The 22,182-nt window shown below is 46.0% G+C and carries 23 protein-coding genes and 1 riboswitch; of the genes, 21 read left to right on the forward strand and 2 right to left on the reverse strand.

Annotated elements, in window-relative coordinates; all coding sequences use genetic code 11:
* Nucleotides 1-644: 644 nt before the first annotated feature.
* The 9 genes from fmt to spoVM all read left to right on the forward strand — a co-directional run bounded on the left by fmt (nt 645) and on the right by spoVM (nt 9,095).
* The gene (fmt, locus tag JSY36_RS00005) at nt 645-1,598 is read left to right on the forward strand and encodes a methionyl-tRNA formyltransferase (RefSeq protein WP_205165170.1); all 954 of its coding nucleotides are present in this window, start codon (nt 645-647) and stop codon (nt 1,596-1,598) included.
* Nucleotides 1,591-2,937 (forward strand): 16S rRNA (cytosine(967)-C(5))-methyltransferase RsmB, encoded by a 1,347-nt coding sequence (gene rsmB / locus JSY36_RS00010; protein ID WP_205164753.1) that lies wholly within the window; start codon nt 1,591-1,593, stop codon nt 2,935-2,937. Before fmt ends, rsmB begins: the two co-directional genes overlap by 8 nt.
* A 172-nt stretch (nt 2,938-3,109) precedes the next feature.
* Nucleotides 3,110-3,868: a Stp1/IreP family PP2C-type Ser/Thr phosphatase gene (locus JSY36_RS00015; protein ID WP_205165171.1), complete on the forward strand. Its 759-nt coding sequence runs from the start codon at nt 3,110-3,112 to the stop codon at nt 3,866-3,868.
* The gene (pknB, locus tag JSY36_RS00020) at nt 3,865-5,916 is read left to right on the forward strand and encodes a Stk1 family PASTA domain-containing Ser/Thr kinase (RefSeq protein WP_205164754.1); all 2,052 of its coding nucleotides are present in this window, start codon (nt 3,865-3,867) and stop codon (nt 5,914-5,916) included. Before JSY36_RS00015 ends, pknB begins: the two co-directional genes overlap by 4 nt.
* Before the next feature lie 24 nt (nt 5,917-5,940).
* Entirely contained in the window at nt 5,941-6,822 is an 882-nt protein-coding gene (gene rsgA, locus JSY36_RS00025; RefSeq protein ID WP_205164755.1) for a ribosome small subunit-dependent GTPase A, read from the forward strand.
* A gap of 5 nt (nt 6,823-6,827) precedes the next feature.
* Nucleotides 6,828-7,475: a ribulose-phosphate 3-epimerase gene (gene rpe / locus JSY36_RS00030; RefSeq protein WP_205164756.1), complete on the forward strand. Its 648-nt coding sequence runs from the start codon at nt 6,828-6,830 to the stop codon at nt 7,473-7,475.
* A gap of 30 nt (nt 7,476-7,505) precedes the next feature.
* Nucleotides 7,506-7,610: riboswitch (TPP riboswitch) on the forward strand.
* Nucleotides 7,611-7,682: 72 nt separating this feature from the next.
* The gene (thiT, locus tag JSY36_RS00035; RefSeq protein ID WP_122897156.1) at nt 7,683-8,237 is read left to right on the forward strand and encodes an energy-coupled thiamine transporter ThiT; all 555 of its coding nucleotides are present in this window, start codon (nt 7,683-7,685) and stop codon (nt 8,235-8,237) included.
* A 15-nt stretch (nt 8,238-8,252) separates the two neighbouring features.
* On the forward strand, nt 8,253-8,903 hold the full coding sequence (locus tag JSY36_RS00040) for a thiamine diphosphokinase (RefSeq protein ID WP_205164757.1): 651 nt from the start codon (nt 8,253-8,255) through the stop codon (nt 8,901-8,903).
* Nucleotides 8,904-9,014: 111 nt separating this feature from the next.
* Nucleotides 9,015-9,095, forward strand: coding sequence for a stage V sporulation protein SpoVM (gene spoVM, locus JSY36_RS00045; RefSeq protein WP_110517588.1), 81 nt, complete (start codon nt 9,015-9,017; stop codon nt 9,093-9,095).
* A 166-nt stretch (nt 9,096-9,261) separates the two neighbouring features.
* Here spoVM and rpmB read toward each other — a convergent pair whose 3' ends face one another.
* Nucleotides 9,262-9,450, reverse strand: coding sequence for a 50S ribosomal protein L28 (gene rpmB, locus JSY36_RS00050; RefSeq protein WP_122897154.1), 189 nt, complete (start codon nt 9,448-9,450; stop codon nt 9,262-9,264).
* 508 nt (nt 9,451-9,958) lie between these two features.
* Here rpmB and JSY36_RS00055 point away from each other — a divergent pair.
* The 12 genes from JSY36_RS00055 to rnc all read left to right on the forward strand — a co-directional run bounded on the left by JSY36_RS00055 (nt 9,959) and on the right by rnc (nt 21,211).
* Nucleotides 9,959-10,321 carry an Asp23/Gls24 family envelope stress response protein gene (locus JSY36_RS00055; protein ID WP_122897152.1) on the forward strand — a complete coding sequence of 121 codons (363 nt, stop codon included), beginning with the start codon at nt 9,959-9,961 and terminating at the stop codon, nt 10,319-10,321.
* Between the two features lie 25 nt (nt 10,322-10,346).
* Nucleotides 10,347-12,038 carry a DAK2 domain-containing protein gene (locus JSY36_RS00060; RefSeq protein WP_205164758.1) on the forward strand — a complete coding sequence of 564 codons (1,692 nt, stop codon included), beginning with the start codon at nt 10,347-10,349 and terminating at the stop codon, nt 12,036-12,038.
* A 26-nt stretch (nt 12,039-12,064) separates the two neighbouring features.
* Complete coding sequence (locus JSY36_RS00065) at nt 12,065-12,922, forward strand: DegV family protein (RefSeq protein WP_205164759.1); 858 nt, start codon at nt 12,065-12,067, stop codon at nt 12,920-12,922.
* Nucleotides 12,923-13,102: 180 nt separating this feature from the next.
* Nucleotides 13,103-13,765: an L-serine ammonia-lyase, iron-sulfur-dependent subunit beta gene (gene sdaAB / locus JSY36_RS00070; protein WP_205164760.1), complete on the forward strand. Its 663-nt coding sequence runs from the start codon at nt 13,103-13,105 to the stop codon at nt 13,763-13,765.
* A gap of 15 nt (nt 13,766-13,780) precedes the next feature.
* Nucleotides 13,781-14,662 carry an L-serine ammonia-lyase, iron-sulfur-dependent, subunit alpha gene (gene sdaAA / locus JSY36_RS00075; RefSeq protein ID WP_236784338.1) on the forward strand — a complete coding sequence of 294 codons (882 nt, stop codon included), beginning with the start codon at nt 13,781-13,783 and terminating at the stop codon, nt 14,660-14,662.
* Nucleotides 14,663-14,666: 4 nt separating this feature from the next.
* Nucleotides 14,667-16,706 (forward strand): ATP-dependent DNA helicase RecG, encoded by a 2,040-nt coding sequence (gene recG, locus JSY36_RS00080; protein ID WP_236784416.1) that lies wholly within the window; start codon nt 14,667-14,669, stop codon nt 16,704-16,706.
* A gap of 81 nt (nt 16,707-16,787) precedes the next feature.
* Nucleotides 16,788-17,360: a transcription factor FapR gene (gene fapR / locus JSY36_RS00085; protein ID WP_122897147.1), complete on the forward strand. Its 573-nt coding sequence runs from the start codon at nt 16,788-16,790 to the stop codon at nt 17,358-17,360.
* A 4-nt stretch (nt 17,361-17,364) separates the two neighbouring features.
* The gene (gene plsX / locus JSY36_RS00090) at nt 17,365-18,354 is read left to right on the forward strand and encodes a phosphate acyltransferase PlsX (RefSeq protein WP_205164762.1); all 990 of its coding nucleotides are present in this window, start codon (nt 17,365-17,367) and stop codon (nt 18,352-18,354) included.
* A gap of 11 nt (nt 18,355-18,365) precedes the next feature.
* The gene (gene fabD, locus JSY36_RS00095) at nt 18,366-19,310 is read left to right on the forward strand and encodes an ACP S-malonyltransferase (protein WP_205164763.1); all 945 of its coding nucleotides are present in this window, start codon (nt 18,366-18,368) and stop codon (nt 19,308-19,310) included.
* A complete protein-coding gene (gene fabG / locus JSY36_RS00100; RefSeq protein ID WP_122897144.1) occupies nt 19,311-20,054 on the forward strand; it encodes a 3-oxoacyl-[acyl-carrier-protein] reductase in 744 nt (247 codons plus the stop codon). It begins immediately after the preceding gene.
* Nucleotides 20,055-20,113: 59 nt separating this feature from the next.
* On the forward strand, nt 20,114-20,347 hold the full coding sequence (gene acpP / locus JSY36_RS00105) for an acyl carrier protein (protein WP_122897143.1): 234 nt from the start codon (nt 20,114-20,116) through the stop codon (nt 20,345-20,347).
* A 93-nt stretch (nt 20,348-20,440) separates the two neighbouring features.
* A complete protein-coding gene (gene rnc / locus JSY36_RS00110; RefSeq protein ID WP_122897142.1) occupies nt 20,441-21,211 on the forward strand; it encodes a ribonuclease III in 771 nt (256 codons plus the stop codon).
* 593 nt (nt 21,212-21,804) lie between these two features.
* Here rnc and JSY36_RS00115 read toward each other — a convergent pair.
* Nucleotides 21,805-22,050: a DUF1128 domain-containing protein gene (locus JSY36_RS00115; RefSeq protein ID WP_336511412.1), complete on the reverse strand. Its 246-nt coding sequence runs from the start codon at nt 22,048-22,050 to the stop codon at nt 21,805-21,807.
* Nucleotides 22,051-22,182 lie beyond the last annotated feature (132 nt).

The raw sequence follows: 22,182 nt of genomic DNA on the forward strand, positions 1-22,182 counted from the left end.
ATCCTATGTGCCTATATCGGAATAAGGAGATGATTTCCAATCTCCTACCGCGACGCGTCAATCTCACTCCCTTTCTTTTCTAAAATTAGAAAAGGTAAGAAGAGTATTGGATCACCACCTCAATAAATAATTTTTTTAAAAGAACTAGAAGGGATCTTAACCCCTGGTACATCAACTTTTCCCGAGGGAGTCTCGCGTATTCCGTTCAACTGCGCACTATGCATTGTGAAAATCAGAGGAGAAATATAACTCAGACAAAAAAATGCAATACCTATTTTCATGAGCAATGGTGCGAATTTTATTATTATAGATTTTAGGATAAATTGTTGCATTTCAACATTATAATGGAGCGAAGGGCAGTGGCTCCGGCGGGAATATCATCTGCTGAAGTGATGCCCGCACAAAGCGTCAATCTGTAGCGGTATTTACCATTGTAAGAGAACAATCTTTACGAAAAAAGCGTTTCTTTATTAGGATCAGGAAGCCGGAATACATGAAAACTCCTGCGGAAGTGAAGCGAAATTGAGACCAAAAACGCGGAGCGTGAGGAAGTACACCTGCCCCCCTTGGAAAGTGAAGGTTTTGCAGGCTTCATCTGCGTTAACTGTGTACGGGAACAGTCTTAAAGAAAAGGAGCGACATACATAATGAAAATCGTATTTATGGGTACACCGGACTTCTCTGTTCCGGTTCTTCAAATGTTAATAGAAGAAGGGTATGACGTAGCAGCAGTTGTTACTCAGCCCGACCGTCCAAAAGGGAGAAAGCGGGAACTTACACCTCCTCCTGTTAAAACAGAAGCGATAAAGCACGGCCTTCCAGTCATTCAGCCTGAAAAAATAAGAGTTGAAGAAGAATGGAATAAAATCAACGACCTGGCACCTGATCTGATTGTCACAGCTGCATTCGGCCAGATTCTGCCTCAGGGGCTTCTTGATGTGCCGCCTATGGGCTGTGTGAATGTTCATGCCTCCCTTCTTCCTAAATACAGAGGAGGCGCCCCGATTCATCAGGCCATCATCGACGGTGAAAAGGAAACCGGCATATCAATTATGTACATGGTAGAAGCCCTCGACGCCGGCGATGTTCTCTCCCGGCGGGCGATTCCAATTGAAAAAGATGACCATACAGGGTCAATGTTTGAGAAGCTGAGCACTCTTGGTGCAGCGCTTCTGAAAGAAACCCTTCCTGAAATCGAGAAAGGATCCATTCAGGCTCAGCCACAGGATGAGGCGTTTGTAACGTACGCTCCCAATATTACAAAGGAAATGGAGCGCATCGACTGGGAAGCACCTGCCGAGAACATTTATAACCTTGTTAGAGGGTTGCATCCGTGGCCGGTTGCCTATACGACGCTGGAAGGCAGCCGTTTGAAAGTATGGTGGACCGAGCTTTTGGATAAGGTGTTTGATGAGAAGCCCGGTACGATCGTTCATCTGGACGAGTCTGGTGTAACCGTTGTGGCAGGAGATCAAAAAGGTGTTAAACTGACTGATCTTCAGCCTTCCGGCAAAAAGCGTATGGACGCAAAAACGTTCTACCACGGTGCAGGAAACAAACTTGAGACAGGGATTGTTTTAGGAGGAAACCATGAGTAAAGGAAATGTAAGGGAAGCAGCTCTCGACGTGCTTTTAAAGGTGGAAAAGAACCAGGCATACAGCCACCTCCTGCTAAATGACACAATTAATAAAAACCAGCTCAGTCCTAAGGATACAGGGCTTTTTACGGAGCTCGTTTATGGAACGATACAGCATAAAAAGACGCTTGATTTCTACATAAGTCCGTTTGTGAAAAAACCGCTCTCAAAGCTTGATGACTGGGTGAGAATCCTCCTTGAGCTTACCGTCTACCAGACTGTCTTTCTAGACCGTATTCCTGAGCGTGCGGCTTTTTTTGAAGCTGTACAGATTGCAAAAAAGCGCGGTCATAAAGGCATCTCCGGTATGGTAAACGGGGTGCTCAGATCGATGCAGCGGGAAGGGATTCCTGATCCTGAAGAAATCAAGGACCCGATTGTTCGCCTGTCTGTAGAGACGAGCCACCCAGAATGGCTTGTCGAGCGCTGGACAGATCAGTATGGATTTGAAAAGACGAAGGATATTTGTGAGGCAAACCTCATACATCCGAAACAGACGGCGAGAGTCAACGGTACGAAAGCAACGGTTGAAGAGGTATTTAAAATGCTGGAAGAAGACGGTGTTGAGGCGGAAAAAAGCACTGTCGTCCCGGAAGCATTTACAGCTGTTAAAGGGGTTTTATCAAAAACCCGTGCTTTCAAAGAAGGTTATATTGCGATACAGGATGAAAGTTCCATGCTTGTGGCTCATGCGCTGGGAGCTGTGGAAGGGGAAAGGGTTTTAGATGCCTGTGCTGCCCCCGGAGGCAAAAGTACTCACATTGCCGAAACGATGAACGGCAAAGGGGAAGTGGAAAGTCTCGACATTCACAAACATAAAGTATCTCTCATTGAAGAACAGGCAGGACGTCTGGATCTTAACAACATCAAAGCAAGAGTGATGGATGCCAGAGAGGCAAAAGACCATTTTGAACATGAGAGTTTTGACCGTATTCTGGTGGATGCACCGTGTTCCGGTCTGGGTGTCATTAAACGAAAACCGGATTTAAAGTGGACGAAAACACAGGAAGATGTGAAGAGACTTGCTTCCATTCAGGCTGATATTCTAAGAAATGTCTGGCCATTGTTAAAGCAGGGAGGCACGCTTGTTTACAGTACCTGTACCATCGATCGTGAAGAAAATGACAACGTCATAGAAGATTTCCTGAAAGGGGAGTCTTCTGCCAATGGCGATCACAACCTCTATTCCCGACTGCCGGAGAATGTCCAAAAGCAAATGACTGAAAAGGATAAAGTTCAGATTTTCCCGGGGGATTTTGATACAGACGGCTTTTTTATCAGTGCCATTACGAAAGGTTAACATAATACAATTTCCTTTTTCCAAAAGGAGAAAACATGGTTTTTATCGAACTAATACACGTTGACAGTGAAGAATAAAAGTCAGGGTTGTAACGACCGGCATGGTAATAAATAGAGAACGTGCAGGCGAGTGGGTTTATGGGATTGTTAAAGAAGAAAAGAGGGGATCAATGATGGAAGCTGTCTTTAAGACAGATGTAGGCCGGGTAAGGGCCCACAATGAAGACGATGGGGCCTTTGCTGTAAATGAAAAGGGGCAGATGCTTGTATTGGTTGCTGATGGGATGGGCGGACACCAGGCAGGTGATGTAGCCAGTCAGATGACGAAAGAGCTGCTCTTAAAAAAGTGGCTCGATGCAGCGGCATTTGAAAAGCCGGTTGATGCAGAAGCATGGCTCGGCGAGAGTATCAGAGGGATAAACAAAGAGCTCTATGACCATTCGCAGAATCATTCAGACTGCCAGGGAATGGGCACGACCATTGTTGCCGCGGTCTGCACGGAGGAATTTGTCACAGTCGGCCATGTGGGGGATTCAAGGATTTATCTTAAAAACGGGGATTTTTTCCGTCAGCTTACAGACGATCATTCACTCGTCGGTGAGCTTGTAAAATCCGGTCAGATTTCAGAAGATGAAGCGATGTTCCATCCGAGAAGGAATGTTGTTCTTCGCGCTCTGGGAACAGAGACTGAAGTGAAGATCGATCTTGAAACGGTGGAATGGGACAACGGCAGTTCACTGCTTTTGTGTACTGACGGCTTAACTGATAAAGTTCAGAGCAATGAAATTGAACATCATATGAATGCAGGTTTATCCCTGCACGAAACTGCAGACGAATTAATCCGACTAGCCAACGAACGGGGCGGAGAGGATAATGTGACAATTGCGATTGTTCAGCTTGTTCCCCCTGCAGAGGGCGGGGCCCCATCATGATTGGAAAGCGTCTGAATGATCGTTACAAAATCCTGAAACTCATCGGTGGCGGCGGGATGGCTGACGTATACCTGGCCCACGATATTATTCTGGACCGTGATGTGGCTGTTAAAGTCCTCAAAGACCAGTTTTCACAGGACCATGACTTTATCCGCCGTTTCAGAAGAGAGGCAGAATCCGCCTCAAGCCTTGCCCACCCGAATGTTGTTAATATATATGACGTGGGTGAAGAGGACAGGCTCTACTATATTGTAATGGAGTATGTAGAAGGACCGACACTTAAACAATATATACAGGAGCAGGATGGGTTGAAGGTTGATATAGCGGTTTCCATCATGGCAAGCTTGTCATCCGCTATTGCCCACGCCCATGAAAACAGAATCATACACAGGGATATCAAACCTCATAATATTCTTATCGGTCCAGACGGGACGCCTAAAATTACGGACTTTGGCATTGCAAGAGCGATAAGTGAAGCCACGATTACGCACACGAACTCCATACTGGGTTCGGTGCACTACCTGTCACCTGAACAGGCACGCGGCGGACATGTAACGTATAAATCCGATATTTATTCTCTTGGGATCGTGCTGTATGAAATGCTGGCAGGGGAAGTGCCGTTTAATGGTGATACCGCAGTATCAATTGCAATTAAGCACCTGCAGGCTCCCCTTCCATCGATCAGGGAAAACAAGCCCCACATTCCACAGAGTGTGGAAAATGCGATTATTAAGGCTACAGCAAAAGATCCTTTTTACCGTTATGCTACAGCACTGGACATGTCAGAAGATCTGAGTACGGTTTTGAGCCCGTCTAGAGTGAATGAGAGTAAATATCTGGTCGACCAGCTGAGTGACGGACATACGCAAGCAGTGCCTGTTGTCTCTGAGGAAAAAGAAGAACCAGAAGAAGAAACGATGATTGCGGGGACGCCTCTTGTGAATGCCAAAGCATCGAATGATGCTGCCCCACCTAAAAAGGCTGGATGGAAAAAGTGGCTGACAGCCTCAATTATTGTTCTGGCTCTCCTGTTCGGCTCCATTTATATTGCTTTTACTTGGCTGCCTCAGTGGCTTCATGTTGATGAAGTCCTCATTCCGGATAACCTGGTCGGAATGGAATATGAGGAAGCTTCCCAGGAACTGACTGACCTTGCTCTTCGCGTCGAAATAGAAGAATTCAACGATGAAGAAGCACCTGAAGGAACGGTGATCAGTCATACTCCCCGTGAAGGGACAACGGTGAAAGTAGATACACTGGTGACATTAAGGGTGAGCCTGGGTGCAGAACAGGTCCCTATGGAAGATGTTACCGGAATGAGTCTGCAAGAAGCAGAAAACGCTCTTGCGGAATTTGATAGTATAGAAGTACAGACCCGGGTGGATGACAGCGTGGATGACGAAACCGTGCTTGAACAATCGCCAGATCCCCTCGATCCTGTAATCCCGGGGGAAACGACAGTGCGTCTGATTGTCAGTGAGCAGCCGGCAATGACGATGCGGAATCTGAGAGGCCTGACAAGGCAGGACGTGCTGGGCTATATTGCTGAAGAAAGTCTTCTGAGAGGAGACTTTGAAGAAGAATACAGCGATAATGTCCAGGAAGGAACGGTTATTTCACAGGAGCCGGACTGGGGAACGGAAGTGGATGAGATTACAACTGTTAGAGTTGTGTTTTCATTAGGGCCTGAGCCGGAGCCTGAAACGGAACCGGAAGCCGCTTCCGAGACCGAACTTGATTCTGCTGAAGAGGAAGAAGACTCCCCGCCTGCCGTTGCAAATGTGCCGTTTACGGTGAACGTACCTGAGGATAACAATGGTCAGGTTCACCATATCCGTATTGCAGTTGCCGACTCAACGACAGATGATCCTGTCGTTGTGGTGGATAAAGAAATTTCTGATTCTGAAGTGTTTGAAATTGCCATGACCCTTGAGGACGAAAACGATATCGGTTACATTTACCTTTATCAGGACGATGAAGAAAACGCAGAAAGTCCTTTCGAATTTACGTATGACTATGTAAAGAGTAAAGAAGAAAATAACGGATAACCGTTCACCATGAAGGAGGATTGCATGGCAGAAGGACGAATTGTTAAAGCGCTCAGTGGCTTTTATTATGTAGAAAATGAAGATGGCATCTTTCAGTGCCGGGGGCGGGGTAATTTCCGTAAAAGAAAAATCACGCCCCTTGTAGGAGACCGTGTGGCTTTCGAAGCAGCAAATAAGACGGATGGCTATGTGCTTGATGTTTATGAGCGGGAGAACCAGCTTGTACGTCCCCCTATCGCAAATGTTGAACAGGCTGTGCTTGTTTTTTCAACCCAGGAACCGGATTTCAGCCCTCTTTTACTGGACAAATTTCTTGTACATGTTGAAGCGAATGAAATTGAGCCTGTTATCTGCTTATCAAAGATTGATCTTTTGAATGAGCAAAAAGAAGAAGCGATGAATGAGGCGGAAGCCCTTTATCAGAGTCTTGGATACACCGTAATCAGTACATCGATCTTTGTTGATGAAACGATTGAAATGCTGAGACCCTACTTAAGCGGTCGTGTATCTGTATTTGCAGGCCAGTCAGGTGTGGGGAAGAGCTCTTTATTAAACGCGCTGAAGCCGGAACTCAACCTTGCAACCAACCAGATCTCAAAAAGTCTCGGCAGGGGAAAGCATACGACACGCCACGTGGAGCTGATCCCGGTGGATGGCGGTTATGTTGCTGACACACCAGGCTTTAGTTCCCTTGATTTTGAAGGGATGGATGTAGAAGGGCTGACGTATTGTTTCCCGGAGATGCGTAAGCGTATGAACGACTGTAAATTCAGGGGATGCACACACATTAATGAACCAAAATGTGCGGTGAAAGAGGCAGTTGAAGCAGGTACCGTTGCAAAAAGCAGGTATACTCATTACCTTCAATTCGCAGAAGAAATAAAAAATCAAAAACGGAGGTACTAATCACCATGACTAAAATTGCACCATCGATATTATCTGCAGATTTTTCGAAACTTGGTGAAGAGATTAAAGATGTAGAAAGAGGAGGCGCCGACTACATCCACGTAGATGTGATGGACGGTCATTTTGTTCCGAACATTACGATCGGTCCTCTTATTGTAGACGCGATCCGCCCGGTGACAGACCTTCCCCTGGATGTTCACCTTATGATCGAAAATCCGGATCAGTATATTCCCCAGTTTGCCAAGGCAGGGGCGGATATTATTTCTGTCCACGCAGAAGCGTGCCCGCACCTTCACAGAACGGTTCAGCTGATAAAGGATCAGGGGGTAAAAGCAGGTGTCGTCATCAATCCTGCCACACCTGTTGATGCGGTTCAGCATGTGATCGATGATGTGGACCTTATCCTTCTCATGACGGTAAATCCTGGCTTTGGGGGTCAGTCATTTATTAAAAGCGTGATTCCGAAAATCCGTCAGGTAAAGGAAATGTGTGACCGTGCAGGCCGGACAGATATGGATATTGAAATTGACGGAGGAGTCAATCCTGAAACGGCCCGACTTTGTGTAGATGCAGGAGCAAATGTGCTCGTGGCAGGTTCGGCGGTCTACAACCAGGAAGACCGCGCACAGGCCATTGAACAAATCCGCGGTTAAAGATATACTGGAAACAGAAAGATTACATGTTTAGCCCACGAGGGGAGTCTTCAGAAAGGCTGAGAGGAAGCTGGTCGCTTCGACCCTTTGAACCTGTAAGTTCACACTTACGCAGGGATGTGGTCTGCTTTCCTTGCGATTCGAAGCAGCTGCATACCGTGCAGTTGCTTTTTTAAGTGTGTGGGTATAAATAAAAAGGAGAGAGAGATGAATAATCGTTCAAAAGTAACTGTAATGGCGGAAGTAGCATTGATGGGGGCAATCGGATTTCTGCTGGATTTCCTGAGCTTTGGTTTTGCCTGGCTTCAGGGAGGATCCATTTCACTGATGATGCTGCCTATATTTATTATGGCTTTTCGAAGAGGATTAAAAGCAGGACTTGCTACAGGACTTATCGTAGGTTTGCTTAACTTGTCATTCAACCCCTTCATCGTCCACCCCGCCCAGGCGATTCTTGATTATCCAGTAGCTTTTCTTGTGGCCGGCTTTGCAGGTCTGTTTGCGTTCTCTGAGGAGGCTGGTGCAGGAAAAAAAATGATGTTCATTGTGCTTGGGGTGTTTTTTGGTTCGCTTCTCCGGTTTACTGCCCATTTTCTATCCGGAGTGATCTGGATCGATGTGTTTGCCCCTGATACAGCGAATGCGTATATATATTCATTTGTGTATAACATTACGTACCTCGCACCGTCATTTGTCATTTGTCTTCTGGTCATGCTGTTTCTGGTTAAGGCAAACAAAAAAATTGTTCATGCCAATGCATAACAAAAGGAGGTTCATATGACAGCGATTGTGATTATGGCAGGAGGGCCCGCAGAACGAGTCCCTCCAGTTGACCTTCTCAGAAGAAAGCACCAGAATGCCGTGTGGATCGGCGTGGACAGGGGCGTATATACTCTGCTGAAAAACGGTGTGACGCCCCAGGCAGCATTTGGGGATTTTGACTCGGTAACTGAAGAAGAAAGGCAATGGATAAAAGATAAGGCCTTCCCACTTGAAGTCTACCCGGAAGAAAAAGATGAAACCGATCTGGAGATTGCTCTGAACCGGGCGCTTCTTGAACAGCCGGATCACATTTATATTTACGGTGCTACGGGAGGACGCCTGGATCATCTGTTTGCCAACGTACAGCTCCTGTTTAAGGGTCTGAAAGAAAATGTGCCGGTTACCCTGATTGACCGTCAGAACCGTCTTGAGCTGAAAGGGCCGGGTACGTACGAATTGCAAAGGCGTGAGGAAACATATTTTTCGTTTATTCCCATATCCTCAAAAGTGGAAGCTCTCTCCATGACGGGGTTTAAGTATGAGCTTGACAGGCATACTCTGATTCAAGGGACGACGCTCTGTGTAAGTAATGAAATTATAAAAGATACAGGAATGGTAACGTTTGAGGAAGGGTTTCTTTTGTTTATGGAGACGTGGGACGATTAAAAAGTGGTACTATTTTTTGTCTCGTGAATATACTTGTTAATAACGAAGCACGTTATTTTACTTCCATTTTACATTAGGAATAGGCGGGAGCTCACTCAAGGAGGGGGAAACATGAAGTTTTATACGATCAAATTGCCCAAGTTTTTAGGCGGTGTCATCCGGGCGATGCTGGGGACGTTCAAGAAGGGGTAAAACTCATCAGTTCAGAAAGGACGGAGGACAAGGGAGACCCCCCGTTTCCTCCTTTTTGAACCCGCACTTTCTCTAAACATATGACAAAAAACGGCGTCCCGAGGGCGCCGTTTTTTCGTGTTCATAAGCGTTTATCTGTTATGTTGAGTAGTGACCGCTGTCACTATTATACGCGCTGAACTTTACCTGATTTTAACGCTCGTGCTGATACATAAACGCGCTTTGGCTTACCATTAACGAGGATACGTACTTTTTGAACGTTAGCACCCCAGCGGCGCTTTGTTGCGTTCAATGCGTGAGAACGTTTGTTACCGGAGCTAGGTCCGCGACCAGTTACTACACATTTTCGTGCCATGACTATTTCCCTCCTTCATTAAAAACGAACATTGCAAAAACAATCATCATAGGTTGCAATAAAATACTAAGTAATCTTAGCATAGCCCTTTTCATATTTCAAGAGGATATGATGTGTTTATCAAGGAAAAATTCTTGACACCTTTTTAAAGGCCGGATAATCGTTGCAGTAATCATAATCAAACAGCAGAAATTCTATGTTGCTGCTATAGTGGGGAGAGCCGGAGCGGCGCGGGGGAAGATTAAACAGGTTTCGGGAGTGTTTAAACAGGTTCAGCGTCTCATTAAACAGGTTTACCGCCTCTTTAATCAGGTTAGGTACTCGCATTGACCTTTAGCAGTATTTCTTTATTAAGTCATCCTCCGCAGCAATCCATGGACGAAAAACCTCTTTTTTCGATAATTTCCCTATTATAAAGCCAAATATCAAAGGTTTTCTTTTAAATTAAAGGAGATTATAGTAAAATGACGTTAGCCAAAGAAGGCAAAACCAAAAGGAGGCTTTTGGCATGACGATTGAAATGAAAACGAACTATGGAAAAATTGATGTATCGAAAGAAGTTGTTGCCGTGATCGCCGGCGGAGCAGCCATTGACTGTTATGGTATTGTAGGAATGGCTTCACAAAAACAGCTGAAAGACGGCATTACCGACCTTTTGGGTAAAGAGAACTTAAGCCGCGGTGTTGTCATTCGTGAAGAAAACGACGAAATTCAGATTGACATGTATATCATTGTCAGCTACGGTACTAAGATTTCTGAAGTCGCACACAACGTACAATCAAAAGTGAAGTATCAGCTTGAGCAGATGCTCGGACTGGTCGTTGACTCGGTTAACATTTTTGTACAAGGTGTACGAGTGACTAATCCATAGGGATATTGAGTAAGGAGGAACATCAGTGACTATCAAGAACATTGAAGGAAAAAAGTTTGCTCAAATGCTCCTCGAAGGAGCAGACAACCTTTCGAGCAACTCTAAGGCAATTGACGCATTAAACGTGTTTCCTGTTCCAGACGGGGATACAGGTACGAACATGAACCTGACGATTACGTCCGGGGTGAAAGAAGTAAGACAAATGAACGACGCTCACGCCGGTAAAGTAGCAGGAGCGTTTGCTAAAGGGCTGCTGATGGGAGCACGGGGCAACTCAGGGGTTATTTTATCCCAGCTGTTCAGAGGCTTCTCCAAGTCAGCAGAAGGGAAAGAAACCCTCACTGCCAAAGATTTGAGCAGTGCTTTTGATTACGGTGTGGAAATGGCTTACAAAGCAGTCATGAAACCTGTGGAAGGAACAATCCTTACTGTAGCCAAGGATGCGGCAAGAAGAGGTGTGGAGTTCGCCAAGGATTCCGATGACGTGATTGCGGTTATGGAAGAAGTACTTAAAGAGGCGAAAGAGTCACTTAAACGGACACCGGACCTTCTGCCTGTTTTAAAAGAAGTAGGCGTAGTCGATTCAGGAGGACAGGGTCTCGTAACCATTTATGAGGGCTTCCTCGCTGTTTTAAAGGGCGAAAAAGTCTCTACTACGGTACCGCAGACACCGTCCATGGACGAGCTGGTTAAGGTTGAACATCATCAGTCTGCCCAGAGTCATATGTCTACAGAAGACATTGAGTTCGGCTATTGTACAGAAGTGATGGTTAAGTTTGAAACAGAAAAAACGAATGAAAACGCTTACGACGAAGACGCATTCCGAAACAAGCTGAGTGAATACGGAGATTCCCTTCTTGTCGTTTCCGACGAAGACCTCTTGAAAATTCACATCCATGCAGAGTTTCCGGGCAACGTCATTTCAGAAGCACAGAAGTTCGGTGCTCTCACACACGTGAAAATCGAGAATATGCGTGAGCAGCATACAACGATTCTCGAAAATGAAATGAAGCAGGAGCTTGGAACGTCCGTACATAAAGAAGAGGCTGAGAAAGAAAAGCAGGAATATGCCATTATTACAGTTGCCATGGGTGAAGGTATTGCTTCTTTGTTTAAAGGACTCGGCGCTACCGGAGTCATACAGGGCGGCCAGACAATGAACCCGTCTACAGAGGACTTTGTAAAGGCGATTGAAGAGGCAAATGCCAAAAAGATCATCCTTCTGCCAAATAACTCAAACATCATTATGGCTGCTGAACAGGCGAACAGTGTGGTGGATGAAGAAGTTGTTGTGGTACCTTCAAAATCAGTACCGCAGGGCCTTGCATCCCTTCTTGCTTTTAACCCGACAACAGACCTTGAGGATAATAAAGAAACAATGACAGACGCCATGACTGATGTGAAAACCGGAGAAGTAACCTATGCTGTCCGTGACACAAGCCTGAACGGTGTTGAAATTAAAAAAGGCGACTTTATGGGAATTGAAGGGAAGAAGATCATTACGACCGGCCCCGAGGTCCAGGAAGTAGCCAAGGATCTTCTTGACACAATGGTTGACGAAGACAGTGAAATCATAACCATTATTCATGGTGTGGACCGCTCTGAAGAAGAAGCAGAAGCACTCGTGTCCTACCTTGAAGAGCGTTATAAAGATGTGGAAGTGGAAGTTCATAACGGAAACCAGCCGCTGTATTCCTACATTATCAGTGTTGAGTAAGTAATTTTACGAGGGGGGTTGCACAAGTGAGTATCGTTAAAGTTGTCACAGATTCAACTGCAGATATACCTAAGGAACTTGTTGAAGAGCTGGATATAACTGTCGTGCCGCTTAAAGTTCATTTTGGTGAGGATATGTATGAGGACGGAGTAGATCTGACCCCGGAACAGTTTTATGATAAGCTTCACCAGAATAACCTGATGCCGAGTACGTCACAACCAACCCCGCACCAGTTTGAAGAAGTATACAAAAAACTGGCCCAGGAAACAAATGGAGCTCAGATTCTTTCCATACACCTCAGCTCCAGGCTGAGCGGGACATATCAGTCGGCCCATATCGCTTCTCAGGAACTTGAAGGCGACATCGATATTACCGTTGTAGATTCAAAAAAAGCGTCCTATGCCATCGGAATTATGGTTACGGAAATCGCACGCCTTGCTAAGGAAGGTGCTGACAAGCGAACGTGTGAGCAGCGTCTTACGGAGCTTCTGAGTGATACTTCTGTCTTTTTTATGGTCGATACCCTTGAGTATCTTGAAAAGAACGGACGTATCGGTAAAGCATCTGCGGTACTCGGTTCTCTCCTTAAAATAAAGCCGATCCTTTCTTTAAACGACGAAGGGGAAGTGTATCCTTTCGAAAAAGCAAGAGGAAACAAAAAGGCCCTTGCCAGGATTTATAAGGAAATTGAAACCAGATACGGATCAAGTTCTGTTCATGTTGGTATCTCTCATGCACAGGCAGAGGACGAAGCGAACATCATTATTGAGGAGATTGAAAAGCGCATGACTACAGCCTCATCGGTAATCACATCAATCGGACCTGTTATCGGGGCCCACGTCGGTCCCGGCACCCTCTCCATCAGCGTAACCAAAGCAGAATAACCCTTATGGATAACATTGCTTAAAAGGGTCAGACCTGTACTAAAAAACCTTCTCTTCACGAGGAGGTTTTTTATATGGGAAATTACCAGAAACCAATGATAGCCCTTTCACCTTTGATTTGTTACGATAGGAGAGGAGTTATCTATCTCAGCGCGCTTGTTAACAGAGGAGGTTAGACACATGAAATTTCGCAGTGTCTTTGATATTATCGGTCCGGTTATGGTCGGGCCATCGAGTTCACATACTGCCGGAGCTGCAAGGATCGGACTGGTTGCAAGGCATCTTTTTCAGACAGAACCGGAGTGGGCGGATATCCACCTTTACGGTTCTTTTGCCAAAACGTATCAGGGTCACGGTACCGATGTGGCGCTTGTGGGAGGACTGCTCGGATTCGATACGTACGATTCCAGAATTCCCGACTCATTAAAATTGGCCGAAAAGAAAAACATAAAAGTAAGGTTTATTGAAGAACCTGATGAACACGATCACCCAAACACAGTTAAGATCCGTCTTGGTAAAGGACAGGATACGATGGAGCTTGTAGGGATCTCAATTGGCGGCGGAAAAGTTGAAGTCAAGGAATTAAACGGCTTTAAGCTTCGCCTCAGCGGTAATCATCCGGCGATTCTCGTTGTTCATAACGACCGGTACGGGGCGATTGCATCCGTTTCAGCCGTGCTTGCCAAAAACGAAATCAACATCGGTCATATGGAAGTATCCCGAAAGGATAAAGGAAAAGAAGCACTGATGGTGATTGAAGTAGACCAAAATGTAAGTAACGAGCTTCTTACTGAAGTCGGAGCACTTGCTTCTGTTGATAAAGTAACGAAAATCCATGACTAGAGAGGAGTGACTACGATGTTTCAAAACGTTGAACAGCTGATCAAGCTGACAGAAGAACGTAATATCTCCATTTCCGAAGCCATGATTTTGCAGGAAATGGAGATTCACAGCCGGTCACGAGAAGAGATTATCGAACAGATGGACCGGAACCTGACTGTCATGGAACAGGCAGTTAAAAGAGGGATTGAAGAAGAAGTCAAAAGCGTATCCGGCCTCACTGGCGGTGCCGGTAAAAAGCTTTATGAATATATGCAGAATAACGACACCCTTGCAGGAAACCTTCTCCTTGATGCCGTGGCTAAAGCGATGGCCACAAATGAGGTCAATGCTGCTATGGGAACCATTTGTGCTACGCCGACGGCAGGTTCTGCCGGTGTGGTACCAGGGGCGTTGTTTTCTGTAAAGAACAAGCTGAATCCGAGCCGCGAAGAAATGATCCGCTTTTTATTTACGAGCGGTGCGTTCGGATTCGTAGTTGCCAATAATGCATCTATCTCCGGAGCTGCCGGAGGGTGCCAGGCCGAAGTAGGTTCTGCTACCGGTATGGCTGCAGCTGCAGTTGTGGAAATGGCTGGAGGAACACCGAAGCAGTCCGCAGAGGCAATGGCAATCGCTCTTAAGAATATGCTCGGTCTTGTTTGTGACCCGGTTGCAGGGCTTGTTGAAGTCCCTTGTGTAAAGCGTAATGCCTTCGGGGCATCCAATGCGATTGTAGCTGCAGACATGGCACTGGCAGGGATTGAGAGCAGAATACCGGCTGATGAAGTGATTGATGCCATGTACAAAATCGGTCAGACAATGCCTTCTGCTCTACGAGAAACTGCAGAAGGGGGGCTTGCGGCGACGCCGACCGGAAGACGACTGCAGCAGGAAATCTTCGGTTCGTCTCCGCGCTGATCCCATGAGCCTGTACCTTCCCGTAACAGAAATTAAAGGTGTAGGAGAGCACTCCCAAGAGCAGCTCTCCTCTCTTGGTATACATACAGTCAAAGACCTGCTGGAATATTATCCTTTCCGGCATGAGGATTATGCCGTACGCCCTCTTGCAGAAGTCCAGCACGAGGAGCGGGTGACTATCCGCGGACAGGTACAAAGTGAACCTGCTGTCCGCTTTTACGGTAAGAAAAAATCCAGATTAACCGTTCGCGTCCTCGTGGACGGTCTTCTTATTCAAGCAATCTTCTTTAACCAGCATTATTTAAAAAATAAATTTGTGATAGGACAGGAAGTTGTCATAACAGGTAAGTGGGACCAGCACCGGGCCAGTCTTTCCCCGGCAGTGATGACGACGAAAAAACAAACGAATGAAGAAGGTCTCGAGCCGGTTTATTCCCTGAAGGGGGATATGAAAATGGCTTCTCTCCGTAAATTTATTCATGAAGCCATGACGAGTTATGGTGATCTCATTGAAGAGAAACTTCCGGAGCAGCTCGTAAATACCTACCGCCTCATGGATCGCAAGGAAGCGATCCGTCACCTTCATTTTCCCAAGTCGCAGGATTCGTTGAGCCAGGCGAAGCGGAGGATGACATATGAAGAACTGCTTCTTTTTCAGCTGAAAATGCAGACGTACAGAAAGCAGGAGCGGGAGCAGCAAAAAGGTGACAAAAAGCATCTGCCCGTTAAAAATGTTGAGGCGTTTGTTCAAAGGCTGCCATTCCCGCTGACAGGAGCACAGAACCGGGTGAAACAGGAAATCCTCAATGATCTTAAGTCGGAATTCAGGATGAACAGACTTCTGCAGGGGGATGTTGGATCGGGTAAAACCGTTATTGCCGCTATTGCTTTATATGCTGTCGTAAGAGCAGGCTATCAGGGAGCCCTTATGGTTCCAACTGAAATTCTTGCCGAGCAGCATATGGCATCACTGTCAGAGCTTTTAAAACCGGAAGGCATTACCGTCCGGCTTTTATCAGGGAGTGCGAAAGCAAAAGAGCGGAGAGAAGTGATTGAAGGCTTAAAAACAGGAGAAGTAAATATTCTTGTAGGAACCCATGCCCTTATACAGGAAGGGGTGGACTTTAAAGACCTCGGCCTTGTTATTACAGACGAACAGCACCGTTTTGGAGTTAACCAGCGAAGAGTATTAAGAGAAAAAGGGCTTCACCCCGATGTCCTGTTTATGACTGCCACACCAATACCAAGGACTCTTGCCATATCGGTGTTTGGAGATATGGATGTATCGGTCATTGATGAAATGCCAAAAGGCAGGAAGCCCATTGAAACATACTGGGCAAAGCCGTCTATGTTTGACCGTGTTCTTTCATTTATGGAAAAGGAGATTCATAAAGGAAGGCAGGCGTATGTGATCTGCCCTCTAATCGAGGAGTCTGAAAAGCTGGATGTCCAAAACGCCATCGATGTGCATGCCATGCTCGGTTCCGGACTGTCGGACTGGAAGGTTGGGCTGATGCACGGCAGGTTGTCTCAGGAGGAAAAAGAAGATGCCATGAATGCTTTTTCCAGAAACGAAACGCAGGTTCTGGTGTCCACAACGGTCGTGGAGGTTGGTGTAAATGTTCCGAATGCCACTGTTATGGTTATTTATGATGCGGAACGTTTCGGTCTTTCCCAGCTTCACCAGCTCAGAGGCCGTGTCGGGCGAGGCAGTGAACAATCTTATTGTATCCTTCTTGCCGACCCTAAATCAGATAACGGGAAAGAAAGAATGAAAATCATGACAGAAACAAATGACGGATTTGAGCTTTCCGAAAAAGATCTGGAGCTGAGAGGTCCAGGAGACTTCTTTGGTCATAAACAAAGCGGTCTTCCGGAATTTAAAGTAGCAGACCTGGTTCATGATTACCGTGTTCTTGAAGTGGCAAGGCAGGACGCCGCAAAACTGGTGAATTCTGAAGCCTTCTGGCATTCAAAAGACTATGTTCAGCTCAGAACCTGGCTCCTTGAAGAAGGGGTTCTTGATCTTGACCGTCTGGACTGATCACGACTTTTCCTTGAAAAGTAAGATGTGCAATTATATACTACTATTAGTACCTAGTCATAGAAGTGTGGAAGTGATGGAATGAAACTCTCAAAAAAGCAGCGCCAGCCGAAGCTGAAGCAGCAGATCGAAGAAAATCCGTTTACAACTGATGAAGCACTCGCAGAGGCTTTTGGGGTGAGTGTTCAGACGGTCCGGCTGGACCGTCTTGAAATGAATATCCCGGAAGTACGTGAGAGAATTAAAGATGTGGCCAAACAACAGTACGATACTGTCAAAGCCCTCCAGCTCGAAGAAGTAATCGGGGAAGTTGTCGACCTGGAGCTTGATAAACATGCCATTTCCATATTGGATATTAGAGAAGAACATGTTTTTTCCCGCACACGGATTGCCCGCGGGCATCATCTTTTTGCCCAGGCCAATTCACTGGCAACAGCCATTATCGATGATGAACTTGCCCTTACTGTCACTGCCGATGTCTCCTTTAAACGTCAGGTGAAAAGCGGAGAACGGGTCGTTGCCAAAGCCTCAGTAACATTAATTAATCTAGACAGAACGACCGTTATGGTAAACAGTTTTGTAGACCGGGAAGTGGTCTTCACAGGGGAGTTCACAATGTTCAGACAAGAACATGCAGAGGAGAAAGAAGGGTGAAAAAATGAAACTTGCAATTGATGCCATGGGAGGCGATCATGCCCCGAAGGCTGTCATACAAGGCGTTGAAAAAGCCTTGCTCGAATATAAAGACTTGGAAGTGATTCTCTACGGAGATGAAAAAGAAATTAATAAAACCCTGAAAGAAAACAATAGAGTTACCGTACATCACACAGATGAAGTGATCTCAAGCGACGACTCACCGGTGCGTGCTGTAAGAAGAAAAAAGAATTCTTCCATGGTCCGTGCGGTACAGGCTGTTAAGGACAAAGAGGCAGATGCCTGTATTTCTGCAGGTAATACCGGGGCATACATGACGGCAGGACTTCTTGTTGTCGGCCGTATTAAAGGAATTGAAAGACCCGCGTTATCCCCGATGCTCCCAACCCTTGGAGGAGAAGGATTCCTCCTCCTTGATGTTGGGGCGAATATGGACGCAAAACCAGCCCACCTTGCTCAGTACGCAACGATGGGAAGTATTTACATGCAGAAGGTAAGAGGGATTGAGGAACCGCGTATCGGCCTTTTAAACGTAGGCAGCGAAGCAGGAAAAGGCAATGACCTTACAAAGCAGGTATATGCCCAGCTGCAGGAACTTCCGGTTAATTTTATCGGAAACGTAGAAGCCCGGGATCTGCTGAGCGGAGCTGCAGATGTTGTAATCTGTGACGGATTCTCAGGCAACCTCGTATTAAAATCGATCGAGGGTACTGCCATGTCTATGTTTGCCCTGTTAAAAGCAGAGCTTACTTCCTCGCTTAAAAATAAGCTTGCTGCAGGTGTGTTAAAGCCGTCGTTTAAGCAGATCAAACAGAAGCTGGATTACTCTGAATATGGTGGAGCCGGATTATTCGGATTGAGAGCACCGGTTATTAAAGCCCACGGTTCTTCTGATGCCCAGGGCATTTTCAGTGCCATCCGCCAGGCACGTACGATGCATGATGAAAATGTAGTCGCATTAATTACAAAAGAAATTAAATCAAATGAAGAATAGGAGAGTTGCAGATGATAAAAACAGCACTCCTTTTTCCGGGCCAGGGATCACAGACCATCGGCATGGGAAAAGAACTTGCAGCAAAGTATGAAGTCGCAGACCGTATATTTAATGAAGCAGACGACGCCCTCGGCTTTTCTTTAAAGGAACTCGTATTTAATGGCACAGAAGAAGAATTAAAGCGTACGGAAAATACCCAGCCCGCCCTCCTGACAACCAGTACAGCAATCTGGGAAGTGCTAAAGGAGAAGGGTGTCACAGCTGACTTTGCAGCAGGACACAGTCTTGGGGAATACTCGGCACTTGTTGCCGCAGAAGCCCTCCCTTTTTCAGAAGCGGTGAAAGCCGTACGCCGTCGGGGACAACTTATGGAAGAAGCCGTCCCAAGCGGACAGGGGTCCATGGCTGCCGTACTCGGCATGGAGCGTGAGGAAGTTGACCGTATCACAGCAGAAGTATCTGAAACCGCAGGTGCTGTTCAGCCGGCTAACTACAACTGTCCGGGTCAGATCGTAATCTCAGGCTCCGCGGAAGGGGTTGCAAAAGCGTCTGAAGCCCTTAAAGAGGCAGGAGCAAAGAGGGTTCTCCCACTTAATGTAAGCGGCCCCTTTCATTCAAGCCTGATGCAGCCGGCAGCAGAGAAGATGAAGGAAACCCTTGAGAATCTCCGCATTGGCGATCCTGTGATGAACGTGATTGCCAACGTCACTGCAGAATCAGTAAAAAGCAAAAATGAGGTCTCGCGGCTTCTTTACGAACAGATCTATTCTCCTGTTCTCTGGGAAGACACAGTACGCAGGCTCGTTGACGAAGGTGTAGATACCTTTATTGAAGCAGGTCCCGGCAAAGTACTCAGCGGACTTGTGAAAAAGGTAAACCGCCGGGCGAAAGTGCTTCCCGTTTATGACGAAGAAACACTGGAAAAAGCAGTCGCAGCACTGAAGGAGGGAAAGTAAATGTTATTTGAAGGACAATCAGCCCTTGTAACGGGGGCATCCCGTGGGATCGGCCGTGAAATTGCGATTCACCTTGCGAAAAACGGAGCCAACGTGGCCATTAACTACGCAGGCAGCGAAGAGCGTGCTCTTAATACAGCCCGGGAGTGCGAATCCTATGGAGTAAAGGCCATTACCGTTCAGGCAAATGTTGCGGACGGAAAAGATGTACAGGATATGATTAAAGTCGTTCTGGCAGAATTCGGATCTCTTGAAATTCTTGTGAACAACGCCGGTATTACAAAAGACGGTCTTGTGATGCGCATGAAAGAAGAGGATTTTGATGCTGTTATTGATATTAACCTGAAAGGTGTGTTTAACTGCTCAAAAGCGGTAACGCGCCATATGATGAAGCAGCGCTACGGCCGTATCATTAACATTAGTTCGGTCGTCGGTGTATTAGGAAATGCCGGACAGGCAAACTACGTAGCAAGTAAAGCAGGTGTAATCGGCCTTACCAAGTCCCTTGCCCGTGAGCTTGCAAACCGGAATATTCATGTAAATGCTGTGGCTCCCGGCTTTATTGAAACAGATATGACAGATGCTTTAAGCGAAGATGTGAAAGAAGCGATGCTTGGCCAGATTCCGCTCGGAAAACTCGGTTCCGCATCAGATGTAGCCCAGGTCGTTACATTCCTTGCAAGTGATGCAGCCCGCTACATGACAGGCCAGACGCTTCATGTTGACGGCGGCATGGTGATGTAAATCCATACTAGTCTTTTTAACAAAGTTATCCTATAATGACTTGAGGGGAGGTGAAAGACATGGCAGCTACAATTGACCGAATCGCCAAAATCGTTTCTGAGCGTCTTGGAGTAGACGAATCAGAAGTGAAGCCTGAGGCTACGTTTAAAGAAGACTTAGGTGCAGACTCCTTGGATGTAGTGGAACTCGTTATGGAACTTGAAGACGAATTCGACTTGGAAATTTCCGATGAAGACGCTGAAAAAATCGCTACTGTTGGTGATGTGATCACTTACATAGACAATCAGCAATAGTAAATAAAAGCCTGAGTCTGCCCCGTGCTCTTTATTGAGCCGGCGGACTCGGGCTTTCGTAAATGAATAGGGAAAAGATAGATGGGGGTACTCATGCAACAGTCGCGAAAAGTCCGCAGAAAAGGGTTAAGACGACAACAAAAGAAAATACAGATAACCAAAGAACAAAAAGAAGACTACAAGCAATTCCTGCACTCACTAGGGTTTGAGTTTGAAAATGAGGATTTGTTTATACAGGCTTTTACGCACTCATCTTATGTAAATGAACATCGTATTCGTCCCCACGACGACAATGAACGTCTCGAATTTTTAGGCGATGCGGTTTTGGAATTGGCCATCTCTCAGTTTTTATTTAAAACTTTTGACTCCATGAGCGAAGGTGAGATGACCAAACTCAGAGCTGCCATCGTATGTGAGCCTTCATTAGCCAAGTTTGCAGGCGAACTCGACTTCGGAGAGCATGTTTTGCTTGGTAAAGGAGAAGAGATGACTGGCGGGCGTACACGTCCTGCCCTTCTGGCAGATGTGTTTGAATCGTTTATCGGGGCCCTATACCTCGACCAGGGTCTTGATGCTGTGTACCGCTTTCTGGAAGAGAATGTCTATCCAAAAGTTAAACAAGGTGCATTCTCCCATATGATGGACTTTAAGAGTCAGCTTCAGGAATACATTCAGCGGGAAGGTCACGGACAGGTTCAGTACAGGATCGTTCAGGAGAAGGGACCGGCCCACTGCCGGGAATTTGTAAGCGAAGTGTGGCTCGAGGAAGAAAACCTCGGCAACGGCACAGGACGTTCGAAAAAAGAGGCAGAGCAACACGCAGCACAAAAGGCGCTGGAAAAGCTGGCAAAGGAAGAAAAATAAAAAATCCCGGCAGTAAGTTAAATGCATCACTTACTGCCGGGATTTTTATGTTTTAGTTAAAACGCATTTCCGAGATAAAAAATGCTCCAGGAGGACGCTTTTTGCGGGACCGCCTCAGCCTCCCCGGGGAGTTGCCTTCTGCTTCTTCCTCTACTAGCCAGCGTAGTCTTCGATGTATATGCGTCGAAGCAACTCGCAGCTAATTCATGCTGTTATGCTCGTAGCTGTTGCTGTTCCCGCCAGAGTCGCCGCCTTACGCTTTTTTAAAAATAAGTATTTTCCCTTAAACTGTATTAAAGAGTTGGATTACTGCCATTCGTTAGAAAGGAATGGCTAAGCGCCTTTTTCACCGATGTGTTAAAGTTCATTGTTTTTAAAAAGGCGTTGATTGGAGCGCAATGAGGGGAAATCAACACCTGATTTGAAAAGAGTTTATAAAAATATAAAATTTTGTGGATTATCCATTTCCGCGAGGAGGCTCACCGCCACTCCCGCGGAAATGGAAAGGTACGCAGGCTTCATCATTAAATTTCCAATGTTGAAGAGTTAATGTAAATAATTCTGATCATGAACAACAGTTTAATCCAAAATGGTTACTTCCTCATCTGCCCCAATTCACTTACAATCCCATCCATCTCATTCACACTGAAATTGTCCTTGCTCATCACATAAGCATGGATGTCTTTCAGGTCGTCATATTTATTCAAGTCAAAAGCCTCCGCTTTAATGGCCCCTGCGTTTACAATTTGAAGCTTCTGTTTAATTTCATCGAGCATAATGTTAATATTTTCCTCTGTTTTCTGGTCTAAATTCATCCGTGTCACCCTTTCAAAATTCACATTAACTTCTCTCCCATTTTAACATGGTTCCCATATTTGAAAAGCCTTTCTCCCAAGCCCGTTCCAAAATCAAATTTAATTATGGTAAAATAGACGAGTTAAGACGAAAAACCCCTCGTCGATGCAATAAGT

The organism is Alteribacter salitolerans (assembly GCF_016901055.1).
GTDB lineage: Bacteria > Bacillota > Bacilli > Bacillales > Salisediminibacteriaceae > Alteribacter > Alteribacter keqinensis.

What these genes read in the sequence shown, in the direction of transcription:
- fabD (WP_205164763.1), top strand. Translation starts at nt 18,366, where the DNA reads ATGATAAAAACAGCACTCCTTTTTCCGGGCCAGGGATCACAGACCATC.
- recG (WP_236784416.1), top strand. Translation starts at nt 14,667, where the DNA reads ATGAGCCTGTACCTTCCCGTAACAGAAATTAAAGGTGTAGGAGAGCAC.
- fabG (WP_122897144.1), top strand. Translation starts at nt 19,311, where the DNA reads ATGTTATTTGAAGGACAATCAGCCCTTGTAACGGGGGCATCCCGTGGG.
- JSY36_RS00015 (WP_205165171.1), top strand. Translation starts at nt 3,110, where the DNA reads ATGGAAGCTGTCTTTAAGACAGATGTAGGCCGGGTAAGGGCCCACAAT.
- JSY36_RS00055 (WP_122897152.1), top strand. Translation starts at nt 9,959, where the DNA reads ATGACGATTGAAATGAAAACGAACTATGGAAAAATTGATGTATCGAAA.
- fapR (WP_122897147.1), top strand. Translation starts at nt 16,788, where the DNA reads ATGAAACTCTCAAAAAAGCAGCGCCAGCCGAAGCTGAAGCAGCAGATC.
- spoVM (WP_110517588.1), top strand. Translation starts at nt 9,015, where the DNA reads ATGAAGTTTTATACGATCAAATTGCCCAAGTTTTTAGGCGGTGTCATC.
- rpmB (WP_122897154.1), bottom strand. Translation starts at nt 9,450, where the DNA reads ATGGCACGAAAATGTGTAGTAACTGGTCGCGGACCTAGCTCCGGTAAC.
- rsmB (WP_205164753.1), top strand. Translation starts at nt 1,591, where the DNA reads ATGAGTAAAGGAAATGTAAGGGAAGCAGCTCTCGACGTGCTTTTAAAG.
- rpe (WP_205164756.1), top strand. Translation starts at nt 6,828, where the DNA reads ATGACTAAAATTGCACCATCGATATTATCTGCAGATTTTTCGAAACTT.
- sdaAB (WP_205164760.1), top strand. Translation starts at nt 13,103, where the DNA reads ATGAAATTTCGCAGTGTCTTTGATATTATCGGTCCGGTTATGGTCGGG.
- sdaAA (WP_236784338.1), top strand. Translation starts at nt 13,781, where the DNA reads ATGTTTCAAAACGTTGAACAGCTGATCAAGCTGACAGAAGAACGTAAT.
- plsX (WP_205164762.1), top strand. Translation starts at nt 17,365, where the DNA reads ATGAAACTTGCAATTGATGCCATGGGAGGCGATCATGCCCCGAAGGCT.
- thiT (WP_122897156.1), top strand. Translation starts at nt 7,683, where the DNA reads ATGAATAATCGTTCAAAAGTAACTGTAATGGCGGAAGTAGCATTGATG.
- JSY36_RS00040 (WP_205164757.1), top strand. Translation starts at nt 8,253, where the DNA reads ATGACAGCGATTGTGATTATGGCAGGAGGGCCCGCAGAACGAGTCCCT.
- acpP (WP_122897143.1), top strand. Translation starts at nt 20,114, where the DNA reads ATGGCAGCTACAATTGACCGAATCGCCAAAATCGTTTCTGAGCGTCTT.
- pknB (WP_205164754.1), top strand. Translation starts at nt 3,865, where the DNA reads ATGATTGGAAAGCGTCTGAATGATCGTTACAAAATCCTGAAACTCATC.
- rnc (WP_122897142.1), top strand. Translation starts at nt 20,441, where the DNA reads ATGCAACAGTCGCGAAAAGTCCGCAGAAAAGGGTTAAGACGACAACAA.
- rsgA (WP_205164755.1), top strand. Translation starts at nt 5,941, where the DNA reads ATGGCAGAAGGACGAATTGTTAAAGCGCTCAGTGGCTTTTATTATGTA.